The sequence below is a fragment of the Parapedobacter sp. SGR-10 genome, from assembly GCF_011030405.1.
GTDB lineage: Bacteria > Bacteroidota > Bacteroidia > Sphingobacteriales > Sphingobacteriaceae > Sphingobacterium.
Genome location: NZ_JAAJTJ010000007.1, coordinates 42,241 through 59,014, shown reverse-complemented (window position 1 = coordinate 59,014; position 16,774 = coordinate 42,241). Strand labels below are relative to the sequence as shown.

At 42.6% G+C, this 16,774-nt stretch carries 13 protein-coding genes; all 13 read right to left on the bottom strand.

Annotated elements, in window-relative coordinates; all coding sequences use genetic code 11:
• Window positions 1-25 precede the first annotated feature (25 nt).
• Window positions 26-2,107, bottom strand: coding sequence for an endo-1,4-beta-xylanase (locus tag G5B00_RS07610; RefSeq protein WP_163872959.1), 2,082 nt, complete (start codon window positions 2,105-2,107; stop codon window positions 26-28).
• A gap of 65 nt (window positions 2,108-2,172) precedes the next feature.
• The gene (locus tag G5B00_RS07605; RefSeq protein ID WP_163872956.1) at window positions 2,173-3,774 is read right to left on the bottom strand and encodes a RagB/SusD family nutrient uptake outer membrane protein; all 1,602 of its coding nucleotides are present in this window, start codon (window positions 3,772-3,774) and stop codon (window positions 2,173-2,175) included.
• Window positions 3,775-3,787: 13 nt separating this feature from the next.
• Window positions 3,788-4,414 (bottom strand): hypothetical protein, encoded by a 627-nt coding sequence (locus G5B00_RS07600; protein ID WP_163872953.1) that lies wholly within the window; start codon window positions 4,412-4,414, stop codon window positions 3,788-3,790.
• Between the two features lie 193 nt (window positions 4,415-4,607).
• Window positions 4,608-5,204 (bottom strand): RNA polymerase sigma factor, encoded by a 597-nt coding sequence (locus tag G5B00_RS07595; RefSeq protein WP_163872950.1) that lies wholly within the window; start codon window positions 5,202-5,204, stop codon window positions 4,608-4,610.
• Window positions 5,205-5,579: 375 nt separating this feature from the next.
• Window positions 5,580-6,794 carry a Gfo/Idh/MocA family protein gene (locus tag G5B00_RS07590; protein ID WP_163872947.1) on the bottom strand — a complete coding sequence of 405 codons (1,215 nt, stop codon included), beginning with the start codon at window positions 6,792-6,794 and terminating at the stop codon, window positions 5,580-5,582.
• Between the two features lie 116 nt (window positions 6,795-6,910).
• Entirely contained in the window at window positions 6,911-8,050 is a 1,140-nt protein-coding gene (locus G5B00_RS07585) for an alpha/beta hydrolase family protein (protein ID WP_163872944.1), read from the bottom strand.
• Complete coding sequence (locus G5B00_RS07580) at window positions 8,037-9,413, bottom strand: putative oxidoreductase C-terminal domain-containing protein (protein ID WP_163872941.1); 1,377 nt, start codon at window positions 9,411-9,413, stop codon at window positions 8,037-8,039. The genes G5B00_RS07585 and G5B00_RS07580 overlap by 14 nt, the downstream gene beginning before the upstream one ends.
• 260 nt (window positions 9,414-9,673) lie before the next feature.
• Window positions 9,674-10,936 (bottom strand): sugar MFS transporter, encoded by a 1,263-nt coding sequence (locus G5B00_RS07575; protein ID WP_163872938.1) that lies wholly within the window; start codon window positions 10,934-10,936, stop codon window positions 9,674-9,676.
• 6 nt (window positions 10,937-10,942) lie between these two features.
• Window positions 10,943-12,292, bottom strand: coding sequence for a Gfo/Idh/MocA family protein (locus tag G5B00_RS07570; protein ID WP_163872935.1), 1,350 nt, complete (start codon window positions 12,290-12,292; stop codon window positions 10,943-10,945).
• 9 nt (window positions 12,293-12,301) lie between these two features.
• On the bottom strand, window positions 12,302-13,303 hold the full coding sequence (locus G5B00_RS07565; protein WP_163872932.1) for a Gfo/Idh/MocA family protein: 1,002 nt from the start codon (window positions 13,301-13,303) through the stop codon (window positions 12,302-12,304).
• 110 nt (window positions 13,304-13,413) lie between these two features.
• Entirely contained in the window at window positions 13,414-14,472 is a 1,059-nt protein-coding gene (locus G5B00_RS07560; protein WP_163872930.1) for a LacI family DNA-binding transcriptional regulator, read from the bottom strand.
• Between the two features lie 41 nt (window positions 14,473-14,513).
• A complete protein-coding gene (locus G5B00_RS07555; RefSeq protein ID WP_163872927.1) occupies window positions 14,514-15,272 on the bottom strand; it encodes a glucosamine-6-phosphate deaminase in 759 nt (252 codons plus the stop codon).
• A 159-nt stretch (window positions 15,273-15,431) separates the two neighbouring features.
• The gene (nagA, locus tag G5B00_RS07550; RefSeq protein WP_163872922.1) at window positions 15,432-16,646 is read right to left on the bottom strand and encodes an N-acetylglucosamine-6-phosphate deacetylase; all 1,215 of its coding nucleotides are present in this window, start codon (window positions 16,644-16,646) and stop codon (window positions 15,432-15,434) included.
• Window positions 16,647-16,774: the final 128 nt, after the last annotated feature.

The window sequence follows — 16,774 nt, the reverse complement described above, 5'->3', positions numbered from 1 at the left end:
TGTAATATTCTTTAATATCAAGGGTTTAATCTACCACCGTATCCAGCGTGATGATGATATCGTTATTTGTCGAATTCGACAGAGAGGTACTCATGGTTTCTGACTTTCCATTGGCTTCGACTGTAATATCATAGTCACCATAAAAGCCTCTCAGTTTAAATATCCCCTCATTATCGGTATTCCCTTCTTCCTTCGTCCACCATTTATTATATACAAGATCTATATATTGATCTAAAGCCGGTTTTTCTTTCCAATTCTGGTCATAAAATGGATATCGGGTTCCACCGCTATTATTAAAGAATCCCCAAAAATAAAATCCCTCCATGGCTTGGGTACTAAACGCGAGGATAAGCAGATCTCTCGTCAATTGGGCTTGCAGCATATCGTCATCTGTCGTAAAGTCGTATTCCGTAATCTTCAACTGCTTTCCGTATTTTTCAAACTTTTGGAAAAAATCCTGTATTTCGACCGGATCCTGTGCTGTAATAAAGTGTGATTGGATTCCTATTCCGTCGAAATCAACCTTGCTATCCTGCATCCAGTCAAGTAGTTGGAATAATCGATTATCGGTGATATAATCATTGTAATACAATGTTACGTTTTCATTTTGCGTAGCTTCTCTAGCCCACTTGAACCAATCGATCACAACCTGTTTTCCATACACATCAGCAATCGCTGTATTTGTCACAAACTCATTGAGCACCTCCCAATCGTTGATGTTATTGTTAAAATCTTGTGTTATCCCAAAAATATGATTTTTGACATAGGCATCGATATCCTGTTTATTGTTGAATGTTGCCAATATATCTATTGGGGCAGAGCTAATGCCTGGTTTATAGGGGCGATCCCACATCAAGACATGCCCCCGCATATATTTCAGGCCAATTTTTTTAATCGTATCCACCATTGCCCTTGCATGCTCTGGTTGAGCATCATACACGCCCCATTTGTGATTGTTTTCTAAAACGGCTGCATTGAACAAGCGTCGTACAGTCGCTTTATACCTTGGGTCTCCATCATCCAATATTCCACGGTGTTGAGCAATGGCAGAGCCGAATTCAAAATCATGCTCGATCATATCCAATCGTACTTTGGCATAGGGTATCGGTTTGCCATTCCTATCTTGTACGTTGACAGAAAAATTTCCTTTTCGGACCTGTTCTATCCGCTCCAGTGCTTCTTTTCTCCATTTTGCATGCTTAGAAAATCCCTCGGGCATTCTGCTTGACGGCAGATCTTTTAAAGCTACTTGTTGCCTAAAATTGATTACCTCGTATCCGCCGATCTCAACATGTTGGATATAATATCCCAGCCGTACCGAGAGCTTCGGGTACCCTTCTTTGTACTCGACCGGAAAATAAAAGGTTTCCCAGGTATCTTTGGCCGAGACATCTTCCAAAAGCAATTTCTTGAACGTGCCATCCTTGCCTGCCTCTTCCATAACCAGCTGGATTTTGCCTCGTTGGGCTTCTGTCAACCCGCCTGATAGTGTTCGCATAGCAATTTTGACCAAAAGCCTATCTCCATGCACGGCCTTACCTTTCAGGTCTTCATTAAGGACTATTTGATAAGAATAGGGAATGTCCGGCAACTCCTCGACGGAAATATTTAGGGCCCGATCAAAACTTTGGCCTGTTGTTGCTACGATGGATATAGTTCCATATTTACTTCCTTGTACACTTCCATTCAACAAATGGTCGTTATTGATAAGAGTTTCGCCTTCCGGAAGTTTGGCTAACAGCTCATCGTTTGGATAAAGATTCTCTTCTCTTTCGTAAAAGATTAAATCATCCGGTCTATTGGAGCGGTCAAAAACCGTAGGCACAGGTCTCCGCTCCCATCTATCAGACGCTACAATCACTCGCTTACGCGAACGATTGTTGATCCCTGCGGAGTCTTGCAATTGGAAGCAGTCTTCTAAAATCGGCTCAGTGTTGGCAATCCAAGCCTTGCCACGCTCTTTTGAACATTTGGTGCGGTAAAGCGTTGCTAGACCCACGGTAGGCGTAGATGCTTGGCAGGGAAACACCAACAGAAAACTATATATGCTTACAATAAGGGCCCTGTAGGAATAATATTTCAATTTTCCATATTGATATATATTCATATTTTATATTGCTTTTATACCAGGTCTGTTTGTAAATGTTGATTTTGAAACTTCTTCTTAACATGCTATTCCCATCTGGGATTCTGCACCAGATACGGTTTTAGACCTCTCTCACTAGCGGGTATCGGATATAGCAGGTGTTTGGGTTCTTCGACGTTCTTCCCAGCCAAACCTCCATATCTTGTGCTATTAAATATATCCGTGCCGATTTCAAAATCATTTGCAATATCTTTCATCATAGAGCCGAATATTCCCCATCTAATCAAATCGTGTTTTCGCAGCCCCTCAAAACACAATTCTCGAGAACGCTCTTGTCTGATTTGTTCCTGAAACATCTCATAATCCATTCCACTCAGATCAAAACCTGGATTCGATTGTAACTCATCAAATCCATAGGCTCTCCTTCTTACCCTGTTTATAGCTTCATATGCTTCGGATGTAGGACTACCATACAATTCATTAGCCGCCTCCGCGTACATCAGTAAAACATCCGAGAAGCGCAACAATGGAAAATTCTGAGGAGAGTCATTCGTGGATTTTGGGGATACACGTTCATATTTCCTACGCCATTTACCACAGTGACGTTGATAAATAGAGTGATCCGGCCAAGGTTTCCATGCCACCTCTGTAGGTTCACCATTAACATTCTGGTATCGCCAAGGGGCAATCGCCCAATCTCTCCTCAGATCTTCATCTTCGTATCGATTATATAATCTAGAAGTCACTTGGATAAACCCATAGCTATTTCCTATAGCTGCATTCGTCGTGGGGATACCCGTATTAACCCCGACTCGTCCTCCTTCACGGAAAGAACCTGCTGTATTTCCCCAAAATTCGACTTCCCAAATACTTTCTTCAATATAATATTCATCCTCTGCATAATTAATGAATACCTGTTCGTACGATGGATTCAAGCGGTGGAAACCAGGATCAATAAGCTTTGAGGTCCACTCGAGTACATCTCTGTATTTCGACTTGTCATTGACCGGATGGCCTGCCATATGAAGACATACCCGTGCCAATATTCCTTGTACGGCAGACTTACTGACCCGTCCTCCGAAACCGACGGCCGACGCCTCCTCTACGAGCGACTCTGCTTCTTTCATTTCTTTGATAATGAATTCATAGATTTCTTTTGGTGATTTTTGAGGAGCGTTCAGATTTTCTTCTGGATGGGCAACATCAGTAATCAACGGCACATTTGCCCAATTTATAACCAGCAGAAAATAATAGTATGCACGCAGAAACTTAGCTTGGCCCAAAATATTCGCTCTACTTTCCTCCGACATATCAGGTTTGTCTATGTATTCAATGACCATATTGGCACGGTTTATACCATCGTATAATCTCTTCCACAAACCTGTAACATAAGGGTCTGATGACGAAAAATCATATACCTGTGGCCCTCGGAATGTACTGACGGCATAGAAGCCCTCGTCTGCCTCAGTACCCATCCGACTGATCAACGCGTCGCCATATATATCTTTATGTCCGAGAACATCATAAACCCCATTTAACCCATAGTTCAATTGCTCTTCGGTCTCATAATAATTTTCTGGAGATAAAAAGTCCTTTGGCGTACTATCCAAAAAACTGTCGCATGCCGCCAATACGAACAAGACAAACGTAACGGCTGCCAACATATGTATTTTTCTATTTCGGTTCATAATAAATTTTGAATTAAAAGGTTAACCTAATATCAACAGTGTAACTTCTTGACCGAGGGTATGCAGAATAGTCAAATCCTTGAGTAAGGGCAGAGTATCTCACGGATACTTCCGGATCCATTCCTGAATATTTTGTCCATGTCAACAGGTTTTGAGCAGAAAGGGAAACTTGTGCACTATTTATATGTAGACGTTTCAGAAATTGGGAAGGTATATCGTAGCCCAAAGAAAAGGTTTTGAGGCGGATGAATGAAGCATCCTCAATTGTCCGTGAAGAATATACCCCTCTTAATCCTTGGCCTCCTATGCGAGGCAGAGTATTGCTTGGGTTATCTGGTGTCCAACGATTTTCATAGCTGGAGTATTGATTTAGATTCATCCGATTGAGTGCATTGCCCTCAAAAATTATACGGTTCGCATTCATCGCGTCATTTCCGTATGACCACTGAAAGAAAAGATGCAACTGAATTCCTCGATAACTAAAATTATTGGCGAAACCACCGGTATGCTTTGGCAATGGATTTCCGATGATCGTCCGGTCAGCATCCCCGATTTCCAAATTGCCGTCCAGGTCACGATATTTAATATCGCCCGGTTGAACATTTGTCGTGCCATTGCCGGTTACACCTTCTTTCAACACATACTGATCATCTACAATATCAAAATCATCATATTGGTAGACTCCATCCCATACGTACCCATAGAATTGAGATAGGGGCTCCCCTATCTTGGTCTGATCAACATGACGAGGACTTTTTAGACACCCTCATATATTTAGAAAGTCCTTAGAGGCCTTACGGAACTCTAAGGACAGTAAAGTGTCTTTTAAGACATCAATAAAAATTGAAAAAGAAAAACAATAAGGCTTGATAGGCACCCCCCCTTTTTATTAAATATTCCCGGATAGTTTTGAGTGCTGATTTCATATGATAGTGCACCGTATTGGGAGAAATACCCATCTTGGCAGCTGCTTCCTCATATCGAAGTCCTTCCAAGTGGCATAATCGGTAGATTTCCCTTTGGTGATCTGGCAAGGCGGCCAAAACTTCTTCCAATATCATCAAGGTATCACGATACTCGATGGTGTGTTCGGTAGAATAGTCCTGTACAGGAAGATCAGAAACTGTGTGCACATCTACTGTCTGTTTTTTGGCCAGTTGTCGGAGCAAGTTGAGTGAATGATTTCTCACCAAAACATTGAGATATGCACCAAAATTGTCTATATCCAACAATTTCTCTTTCCCTTCCCACACTTTCATAAATATATCCTGCACAACTTCTTCAGCCACTTCCGAAGAGCGCACCAATTTGTAGCCGAATGAATAAACAAACTTGCTGTAATGGTCAAAAACTGCGCAGAAAGCCTCCTCATCTCCTTCTACTATCCTCAACAACAATGCTCGCTCATTATGTAGAGTTGATTTAGACATAAATATTGGATTTGCTCCTAAATTTAGACAAAAGTAGTCGCTAATTGTATATTATTTGCAAATAACTAAGCAAAATAATAATTTATGCCGAAAGACTTCCGAAAAGTTTGTCATTCTGACGATAGGAATTGCGAAGCAATCATTCATGCCATAAAAAGGCAAACTCGAATGAATAACGATCTAAAACTACTTTAAATATATTTCCTCTGTAAAAGTCGTCTCTCAGCGGTAGAGGAGAGATCGATAAAGTTGCTTTTTTATTGAACGTGATTATAATTGCATATAAAAGCATCTTTATCTAAGTTTGCAGATAGATTCCTCGTTCCTCGGAATGACAAGAACAGCGGTAGCTACTACCTTCCGGACATGCCCCTTTTACATCCCGTATTCAGGTTTCCAATACTGCGTCGTTTCGGTTTCCATAGCATTCAATCCCATACAGATCGCTATGGCTGTGTCCCGTCCTGTCTCTACATTGGAAATAGGTTTTTTGTTGTTGACTATGCAGTCGTAGAAATGGCTCAAAGCATTGACTGTCGGTTCGACTGCTTTTTGCCCCGCTTCCAGATAAGGAATCTCTGTTTTTTTTCCCTGTGTAGCATTGAGGACTGTAGCTCCTGTCACACCGTCTACCGTCCCCAAAACTTTCTTCGTCGTTTCGGCATAAATATAGGCGGTATCCCGTCCTATCTCGATTGTCGCCTTATTGCCCAATATACGGATATGATAACCATTAAATGCATTGGACAACACGGATGTATACGTGGCTTTTGCACCATTGGCATAGGCATATATCGTCCTTATATTGTCATAGGTTTCTCTACCATCTTTCCAAAAGTCTATTCCTCCCATTCCCATGACTTTGACGGGGTGACTGTCCGTGATATAGTTTACCGCATCGATCTGATGCGCGCACAATTCAGCCAATGGCCCTCCACTCAGATCCTTGTACATCCTCCAATTGATGAGCTTTTCCTGTTTAGGATCCTTTACTGGAAATCTCCAATCTGAATTCCGGTTGTACTGGCATTCAAAACTGTATGTATCCCCTATCCAACCGGCCTGCACGACTTCCTTTATCTTGTGATACAATGCAAAACTTCGGTATTGGAACCCTACTTGAAAAATTGATTTTGAATTCCAGGCTTTCTTGACCAGATCCAACGATTGCTCTATGGTAAACGTCATCGTTTTTTCGAGGTACACATGCTTATTGGCAGCCAAGGCGGCCACCGCCATCGGGTAGTGCAAATACAACGGAGTAGCAATGACGACCGCATCGACATCCTTGTCGGCCAATAGCTTCTCATATGCTGTATAAGCTTTGGCATGGGGATCAGCCTTGGCCATAGCTGCCTGCAAATTCTCGGGAAGAATATCACAACATGCTACTATTTTCAACCCCGAAACCTTAGCCATCGAATTGATCAACCCCAAGCCTCTCTTTCCTGTACCAATGATTCCTACCCGAACCGTATCGCTGGCCGAAACGGGTTTTCCAAATAGTGGTGTCTCCATCGCTATAATCCCCCCTAAGGCCAATGCGCTATTCGTGACAAATTTCCTTCGACTTATAGAATTCTCTGACATCGTTTTACGATTTAAACTTTCTGTTCCGATTCAAGCCCATACTTCACTTTTTCCTTCAAATCGGTTTCAAACTCCAGTTACTAAGCTGTCCGAATCCACCAAGACTATTCATAAACCTATTGGTATTTCAAAAAATACTCAAAAAACTTATAAATATTTTCCGTAGCATCTTCGGTCAAGGCATGTTTGGGTCTGTTTGTCATGGCCACACGATTTTCATACCCAAGCAACTTATTCACAGCTACACTATGATTCAATGGCCTCCACTGTGTGACAGGATCTTCAGATCCACCGGATACCAAGAAGGGACGCGGAGCCATCAGCGCATGTAGCTCATGCAAGTTGTGCCCATCTTTTCGCAATCGGTCGTACACACCATACGCCGGATTTTCTTTCGTAATCAATCCTCGCTTTCGCCAAGGTTTCGGATGAAAGCCTAAGTACCAAGGCTCCCAATAATTGATGGATCCACGATCCTCCTGCATCACGATACCGGGATCCGACCAGACTGCTGCCGCAAAATTGTCGGTCAGACAGGACGCAAACATGGACCACTTGCCACCAAAAGAATGACCAACGATGCCAATCTTCTTCGCATCCACGTCTTTTCGGTTGGCCAGAACATAGTAAGCATTATTAGCGGCGTAGCCTAACATCGAAAGCGGCTGTACAGATACCGAATCTATTGACGGATAGTATAAGGAAAATTCATTTCGCTCAGAAGCCTCTTTTGTGCCTATAGCCAAAGTAACAAATCCCCTATTGGCCAACTGTAAAGCAAAGTCCCGGTGCGGTGCTAAAGGTCGACTCTGCGTACCGATACCGATAGAGGTCTCCGCATTATAAAATACGGTAACTACAGCAGGCATCTTCCCCTTCACATTCTTCGGTACCAAGAGGAATCCCACGGTTGATTCATTGGGTGTCCACTTAAACCTTACCGTGTACTGCGTATACGTCCCCTTGTCGGTCGTATCCAGATATTCGAAAGTCTGGTCCTTGTACAGTTCCGGCCATTTGCCCAGATAGTTTTCCCAGTCCTTTTTGATCTCCTGTTTACGTTTTGCCCATTGTTGAGCAGTTTTTACAGGTGTACCATCATTAAAGAGCAAGGGAGATCTAAAATCACCGAAATCATTCTTTAATGAATCGGGTGGGGAAAAATAAGGGGATATTGCCCGAAAAAGTTCTGCTTTCTGACCGTGTGCAAACTGCAAAGAAAGCACTGTCAAGATAATAACACTAAATTTCTTCATTTTCTACTGTTTTTGCCTGATCCAAAGCCTGGGTCGTCAAATAATATTTGGCCAGCATAAAAGATTTTTCCCAATCGGGCAGTGTACCTTCTTTCCGGTATTGCAAAAACTGATTCAACACCTTCGCAAAATGATCTTCATGGCTCAAATAGAGATTATCCGGGATCAAAATCTTGTATGCACCACTACTCGTTTTTTCAAACTTCAAGCCCGGCAGATCTTCTACCGAAGCAAGAGCATCATTCAGTCGCCCTGCAAATTCATTATCATCCTGGTTTGGTGTCACAAATACAGCAGCCTTCCCCACTTCATCCGGTTTGATCTCGATCTTAAACTGCTTTGTCAAAAAGCTGGCATGAAACTGGTCCCCCTTGCCATCTTTCGATTCAACATTCCACTTGACCGAGATGGATACAGGCACATCTTTAAAGACATATTCCATTCTTCCGTTGCTGAAGACACCAAGTGTATTATTTTCCTCCACAAATGCGGATAATGCCGCCGGATAATCGGGGAGATTGGTTGACCGGGTAAAATCGGCCTTGGTCAACGTTGTTTTCCAACGAACTGACTTGTTCAATTTCACATCTTTAGCAATATCAATAGGTTGTTCGGAAGATAACATCCATTGCACCAGATCAATATAATGTGTCGTCACATCCACCAACCCTTCGCCCTGCTGTGCGGTATTGTAAAACAAAACCGGACGAATCAACGGACTGCCGGACACTTCTTTGATGAAGTGGTGCACGCTACTGAATTGAATAGCGGCTTCCTGATCGTTCACCAGCATACCTCCCGAAAGAGACTGATTGTTGATCAGCGCTTTAACGACTTGATTTTTGACATCATACCGTTCGGTCATGATATCGTATACTAAAGAAGTACCCTTAGCATCTTCCAATAAGTCTTTTAGCTTTTGATAACCTTTTGTTTCGATAACCAATGGCTTGTCGGCAAATACATCCCTACCATGTCCAGCTGAACTGGCTATATAGTCGATCTTTTTCTGGTTGTCTCCTGCCAGTACGACTACATTTCCTGTCTCACCCACAAACGCTTTATCCAAAAAGTCATTGCCGTAATACGTTTTTATTTTCCAATTCGTCGGATCAGTTTCTCTCGAATTGTATTGTTCGATCAGCTTCGTATAGCCTTCGACAGCTGTATCGGTCTGCGCAAACAGATGGACTACCGAATCGATTTCGGCATGGACATACTTCTGTACCAAAGCCGCATGGAAATGTTGAGGTTCGATAACCAATAGGCTCACCTTTTCGCTATTATCTTGAATTTTCTTATCCGAACCGCATCCTATCATTACAGATAATGCTAAAATTCCCAAATATACATTTACTTTCATTTGATAATTTATTATTCTCCTATCTCTCGCAAGTTCAATGGTATTAAGTTACGGATGTAACCGTTCTTTTATGTCATTCTGAGGCTAGCCGACTGCGAAGCAGGCATCAGGGCTGTGTTGGCGGCTGTGGGGCTGATGCAACATTGAATCTGTTCGCGATACTGAAAGGGATATCTGCCTGCGGTAGGCAGGGTTTACAGATCCTTCACGTTGTTCAGGATGACAAAAACGCTTAACTTAATGACATTGCTCGCAAGTATTTACCATCTTCTTAATTTATGTCCACTGAATGCATAATATATCAAGTACAAATAACATGGAACCAATACCCAGTATGCTTCACGTACGCCGTATATATCAGCAAAATAGCCGTAAAACATCGGTAAAATTGCATTACCACATAGTCCCATGATCAACAATGAAGCACCTACCTTGGTAAATCGACCCAAACCATCCAACGCCAGCGGCCAGATACCCGCCCATGTCAACGAGTTGGAAAGTCCCAACAAGGTGATAAACCAAATAGACATATCAACAGAGTAACCTAAAAAGGTAACTTCTCCCTTTGCAAAAACAATCAGGAAAGAAAGCGCTACTCCTAGTATAGTCACTGCCTTCAACATAGTCGTTTGGCTGATGAAGCGAGGAATAACCACTATACCAAAGATATAGCCCACAATAGCCGTAGTTAATGTAAATGAAGGAAACGCTTTTGCATCATAGAGGGTGAGCCCCATAGATTGAGCATAAGGTATGATCGTATCGATCGAAATCACCTGCGCCCCTACATGTAGAAAGATAGCTACCGCGCCCAATACAAGATGTGGAAACTGAAAAATACTGGTCTTGGTGCTATTGACTACCGCTACTTCTTCACTTTCTTCGTCCGTATTCAACTCTGGCAGTGGAGAATACCGAACCCATATCCCAATAAGCAAGAGGATGACACTCACTACAGCATAAGGTACAATAACCCGCTGCAGATCAACCGTATCACCATCACCGGGTCTCAATAACACTGCCGCCAACAATAAAGGAGCAATAATACCTGCAAATTTATTGCAGATACCCATGATGCTGATACGTTGTGCGGCACGTTCTTTGGGTCCCAGGATAGTAATGTACGGATTGGCCGCTGTCTGTAAAATTGCCAATCCGATACCTATGGTAAACAAACCCAACAGGAATATTTCATAGGTACTCATCATGGCAGCCGGGACAAAAATAAATGTCCCTAGTGCCAATGCCATAAAGCCGACCATCATCCCTTTCTTGAAACCAACAGCTTTCAACAGATAGGAAGAGGGTACAGACATCACAAAATACGCTATATAGAACGCAAACGCGACCAAATAAGACTGAAAATGTGTCAGCTCGAAGGCGTTTTTAAAGTACGGTATCAAGGTCGCATTTACCCACGACAAAAAGCCGAAGATAAAGAACATCAAAGCTATGATAACAATAGAGATCGATGTCTCCCTTTTGGTCAGGCTTGCCGCCGTTTTTGTAGTAGTTGTAGCCATTCTATATTAGATTTTTGGTTCCCAACCTTTGGCGTATTCCCTGGACCACAACTCTTTCATTGCCTTTTTATCATTCAGGATATGACCATTGGACGGATTGATTTCCAATTGCTTCCCTGCGCGCAACGCGATATTTCCCAATTGAACCAAAAGCGTACTCTGGTGACCGCTCAATATATCCGAATTCAGATTGGTACCATTCTTGATCGCTGAGAACATATTTTGAATGTGTATAGCATCCAACTGCTGCGAAGGACTGCTCAGACTAGCGGTATCGATCGGTCCTTTATCCTTTTCTTCTCTGACCAATTTGCCTTTTAAATCAAATACTTTATACGAATTTCCGCCGTCGATCTGCAATGCTCCTTTCGAGCCATAAAACATTACTCCGACATTTGATCCTTCGGTCTTCATGCCGTTACAACTTCTACCTTCCCAGGTAATCAGTTTATCCGGGCCAAACTCGATATTGATGATTTGTGTATCAGGTGTTTCCCAATCATCTTTGTACGCATAACGTCCTCCATTTGAGCTTACTCTTGTCGGATAATTAACCTGTAGTCCCCAACGGGCCAAATCGACCATATGCGTACCATTGTTCAAGGCTTCACCTGTACCCCAATGCCAAAACCAATGCCAGTTGTAATGTATCAGGTTATCCTTGAATTCTCTCCTCGGTGCAGGTCCTTGCCACAGTTCAAAATCCAACCAATCGGGTACGGCTACTTTTTTTCCTACACCAATGGATGGACGATTGTTGGTATACCAGGTTCTGGCATAATACACCTCACCTATCGCCCCACTATGCACCTCCTGTATACCTTTGACTACATTCGGCCAAGATCTCCGTTGATTACCCATTTGGATAACGTTCTTGTGCTTGTTGACCGCCGCAATCAGCAATTCACCTTCACGGGGATTGTGTCCACAAGGTTTCTCCAAGTACACATGTTTGCCTGCTGATGAAGCCAGAATAGCTGCAGGTGCATGCCAATGATCAGGAGCCGCCACGACAAGTATATCTACATCTTTGCTCTCCAACGATTTTCTAAAGTCTGTAAAGCCTGTAACGGCTGTATTCTGGAATTTAGATATTCCTTTTTTACATTTGTCAATAGCTCTGCTATCCACGTCACATATGTGGATTATCTCACTATTAGGCTGAGCTGCAAAGTTTTGAGCCAAAGCCCCACCTCTCGAGTTGACACCCATCATCGAAATCCGAAGTTTTTCGTTTGCACCGATAATGCGATTGTAACTCTTTGCCGTAAAACCGGACAATACGCCGCCCATACCGACCGCCGTAGAAGCAATCAATGTTTTCTTGATAAAATCTCTTCTTGAATTATTCTCCATATCAAATGATTATTTACTGGTTATTTCTGATAAATTGACCGATCGTCCCTGCGCATTTTTGCTGATGTCTGCCGCCTCAATAAAGGCACATATTTCTAACGTTTGCTGTGTATCAAAAGGAACTTTTTTCGTGTCAAAAAATTCTACGATCCTTTCCAACAAGGGGTTGTATCCTTTGAATGATCCCAACTTGACATTACCTTTCTCACAGTATATGGTTCCACCGTAGTCACTTTTACCGGTGCGCGTACCACGTACAGTACCTATACGACCATCTTCCCACAAACCTACAAGCACATCCGTATCTGGGGTATGTGTCCGAGACATAGACTTACACCCTGTACCCAATGCAGCAAACAACATTTCGACAGCATGGATACCGTACCAAAAGAAATCTGGATGGCTGGGATCCAACTTTGCCGGCGAATACACATCTGCACCCAGTACCTTACCATACTTGCCATCCAAAACATCTTGCATACCCTCGATATAGCGAAGCGATGAGGATGAGAAGAATGGTACTTTATGTCGTTCGGACAATTTGAAAATTTCAATAGCGTCTTTATAAGAGGCTGCCAAAGGCTTGTCTATAAAAAGAGCTTTCTTGGCCTCGAATACTTCTTTAGCTTGCTCTAGATGCAGACGTCCGTCATTCGTTTCCAATAGGACGTAATCCACCTGTTTCAAAAGTTCTTTGATGGACTGTACAATCTTCACACCATGTTTCTGAATATCTTCTGTATACTTAGGTATGCGGTCTGTAGCCGAAGGAATGGTTTTGGTTCCGTACGGATACGCTGCGACTACTTTGAAGTTCCGATACTGCTCCGGATTTCCATTAATGGATTTTGCAAAAGCAACCGAGTGCGAAGTATCCAGTCCAATGATACCTATCCGTTTGCCTTCTGCCGAAACATGTTGCAGTACAGAAGCTGAAGCACGATCGGCCACAAGGGCAAGCATGGCCAGTGACCCGGCACTCAAAAAGTCTCTTCTTGTCAAGCTGTTCATAAAGCGGTTTATTTGAATTATTTTATAAATATAGTAAATAGGGTACGTACCCGAAAATATTTTCTCAAATATTTTTGTAACATTTCCTTTGCCAGCAGAGGAAATGTTCTTTAATTTTTATAGTACTTATAGTTTTCCTTTGTAATGATATCGATAGGCATCGCCTGCACCTTCTCCACCCCGATCTGATGGAAAAAATGGTCGTACAAGGTCAACAATGCACGATATCCCTGTTCTATTGGTTTTTGGCAAATTAAAAAATCGATAATACCTTTTTCCAAATATTGCAGGTTTTGCTCCAGGTAATCATATCCTACCAACTTGATTCCCGAAATATTATTTTCTTCAAAATACCGGGCAATAGTAAAGACTCTGGAATTCGTCACAAATATCAGATCGACCGGATTATCTTTCAAGTAGGCACACAACTCTCTAATCACCGACGGATAATCAGTTTGATGCACAGTCATTACATCAATATGCACCGGCAATTTCGCCTCTTCAAAATAAGCCTCAAATCCAGCTGATTTTCTCAGCAAATGGTGCTCAGCATCCAATACTCTCGAAATATTAAAGACCAGTATATTACCCTTTTCTGGCACCAAGTATTTACATAGGTTACCCGCTAATTTACCCGACTGGAACAGATCGGGACCTATATAACTCAGCGGTTTCACATTCGAGACATCTGAGTTGATAAACACACATTTGATCTTTGCCGTTTCACATTGTTTATAAAACTCAATAGCTTCATTGATAAAAGATGGCGCAACGACGACGCCGTGAAAATCTTCTTCCAAGATCTTTGCAGCCTGTTGATCAAAAGTAGCCCGGTCATTCAAATCGTACAAAAAGAACGATACCTCTACACCATACACCTGTATTTCGGACCAGGCTGTACGAATACCCTGTAAAGGAGCCTTCCAATACTCCGTCTCGCTCGATTCTTTCGGTATCAGCACCGCGAAGCGAAATGTTTTCTTAGAGGCTAAGCTCCGCGCAAGAAGATTGGGCTTATAGTCCATCTCCTTGATGATAGCATCTATTTTCTCTTTGGTCTTGACAGATACACCCGGACGGTTGTGAAGTACACGATCCACCGTAGCGATAGAGACATTTGCTCTTCTGGCAATTTCCTTTACTCCTGATAGTTCAGTCTTTTTAAGCATTGTTGATCTGATATCTTATTGGGTAAAGATAAAAATTTATTCTAATCTTCTATCAGCGCGCTGCTTTCTTTATCCAGGTATAGCTTTGCTTGTCCATGTTTGCGTAAGATAGTCGAAGGGAACCGCTCACTGATTTCCTCATTCAGCGTGTGGTACACAGCTTGTGCTTTTGTAGGTCCCGGCACAATACAGAATATCCGGGAAGCGGACGTCAATGTAGGTATGGTCAATGTCAATGCATGTGTAGGTACATCTTCAATCGTAGCAAAACAGCCATCGTTGACCTGCTGTTGCCGACACGCTTGGTCCAATTCTACTCTTTTTACCTTTTCGGGATCGTTGAAATCCGCTACCGGTGGATCATTGAAAGCAATGTGGGTATTCTCTCCTATACCCATACAAACGATGTCGGGTTGGTATGTGGCCAAAATATCTGTATAACGTTGACATTCGGCCTCTACAGCAGATGTTTCTCCTTGTATATAATGGATAGTTTTGAAGGGCACTTTGCCAAATAAGTTTTCCTTTAGATAATTTCTAAAGCTCTGTGGTTGATCATCCGTGATACCAATGTATTCGTCCATATGTAGGGCATTGATTCGTTGCCAAGGGATATCAAGTTCCAATAAACCTTTGTACAGATCCCTTTGTGAAGGAGCAGCTGCAAAAATGATGCTGACTTCCTCTTGTCTCCTCAGCAGCTCCTCAATAGCAGCACGTACATCTTCAGCCGCTACACGACCCATTTGTTCCCGGGTAGGGAACGTCTCGACCCTAAGGTTATCTACTTTTTTTTCCATATTATTTTTCTATCCGAATAAATTGTTTTATTGATATTTTGCCTGTTTTTAGCGGCATCAATGAGATCGCTACGCTAAGTTTTAAAGGTGATGAAGCTTGCAGGAGCCAATTTATTTATGTCCCTTTGATAAGTAGCTCGTGCAGGTTTCGTCAATTTATTACGCTATCTGTGCAGGTACGAGCTCATTGTATACTATTCGACCATTTACCATGGTAAGACTAACGTTGACCTTATCGTCAAAGACAACCAAATCTGCATCCTTACCCTCTTCTATCGAACCTTTTTGAGCAGCCACTTTCATCACACGTGCAGGGTTCAGGCTGATCATACGTATAATCTCTTCCAAAGGCACATTGCCCAATCCCAACATGGTACGCACCAATCTATCGGCTGTCGCCACACTCCCGGCAAAGGCTGTCCGATCCTGTAATTTGGCCACCCCATCTTCAACAAGTACCTCGATCCCATCATCATAGCTCCCAAGGATAGAACGCTCGTCGTTCGTGCCGGCAGCACGCATAGCATCTGTTATCAGCACCATTCTGTCCGGCCCTTTGACTTTATAAATAAGCTGCAAAAGAGGCTCGGGCAAATGGATACCGTCTCCTATCAATTCCACATCAAAGTCGTCGATGAGGTACCCTGCCTCCACTACACCGGCATATCGGAATGCATTGCGCCTGGTGACACCCGACATCGCAGAATAAAAGTGTGTCATCAAACGATAACCAACCTCATGGGCTTTCACCACATCTTCGTACACAGCGTCTGTATGGGCTATAGCAGCAATGATATCTTTGGAACGTAAGTATTGGCCAAATTCCAATGCTCCTTCCAATTCGGGTGCTGCACTCCAACGAACGATACTGTCATACTTTTCGATCAAAGCCGTATATTCTGCCGGATCAGGATTGCGGATATATCGGGGATCCTGAGCGCCTCGTTGGCTCATTGCAAAATAAGGACCTTCCAAATGTACTCCCAAAAACTGTGCGCCATCGATCTGCTTCTTCTGTATCCTTTCGTAGCTTTCCAACGTCTCGACCAATCGCTCTTGCGTAGTCGTCAATGTAGTAGGCACCAAAGAGGTGGTACCGTACCGGGCGTGAGCAGTAGCTATCTGCTCAAATGCCTCTTCTGTACCATCCATAAAATCGTACCCCCCCCCACCATGCACATGGATATCAATAAAACCTGGCGATAAATATTTCTGTTGAAGATCAATCAAAATACAATCTCCAAAACGTTGCAGATCAATATCTTTGTCTTCATAGATCGCCTTGATCTTTGTGCCTTCCACGAGAACTCCACCAGAAAAAATCCGGTCTTTCAGTATAATTCCCGCATTATAAAATAATGTTTCTTTTATCATGGTATTCAGTAGAACCTATAATTGTGTACGTACCCGAAGGTACGGAACATTTTTGTTATTGCAAATATTAATTTAAAATAATGTTTTTAATCCCTGATTTATAAATTTAGGTGGAGACATGATTTGTA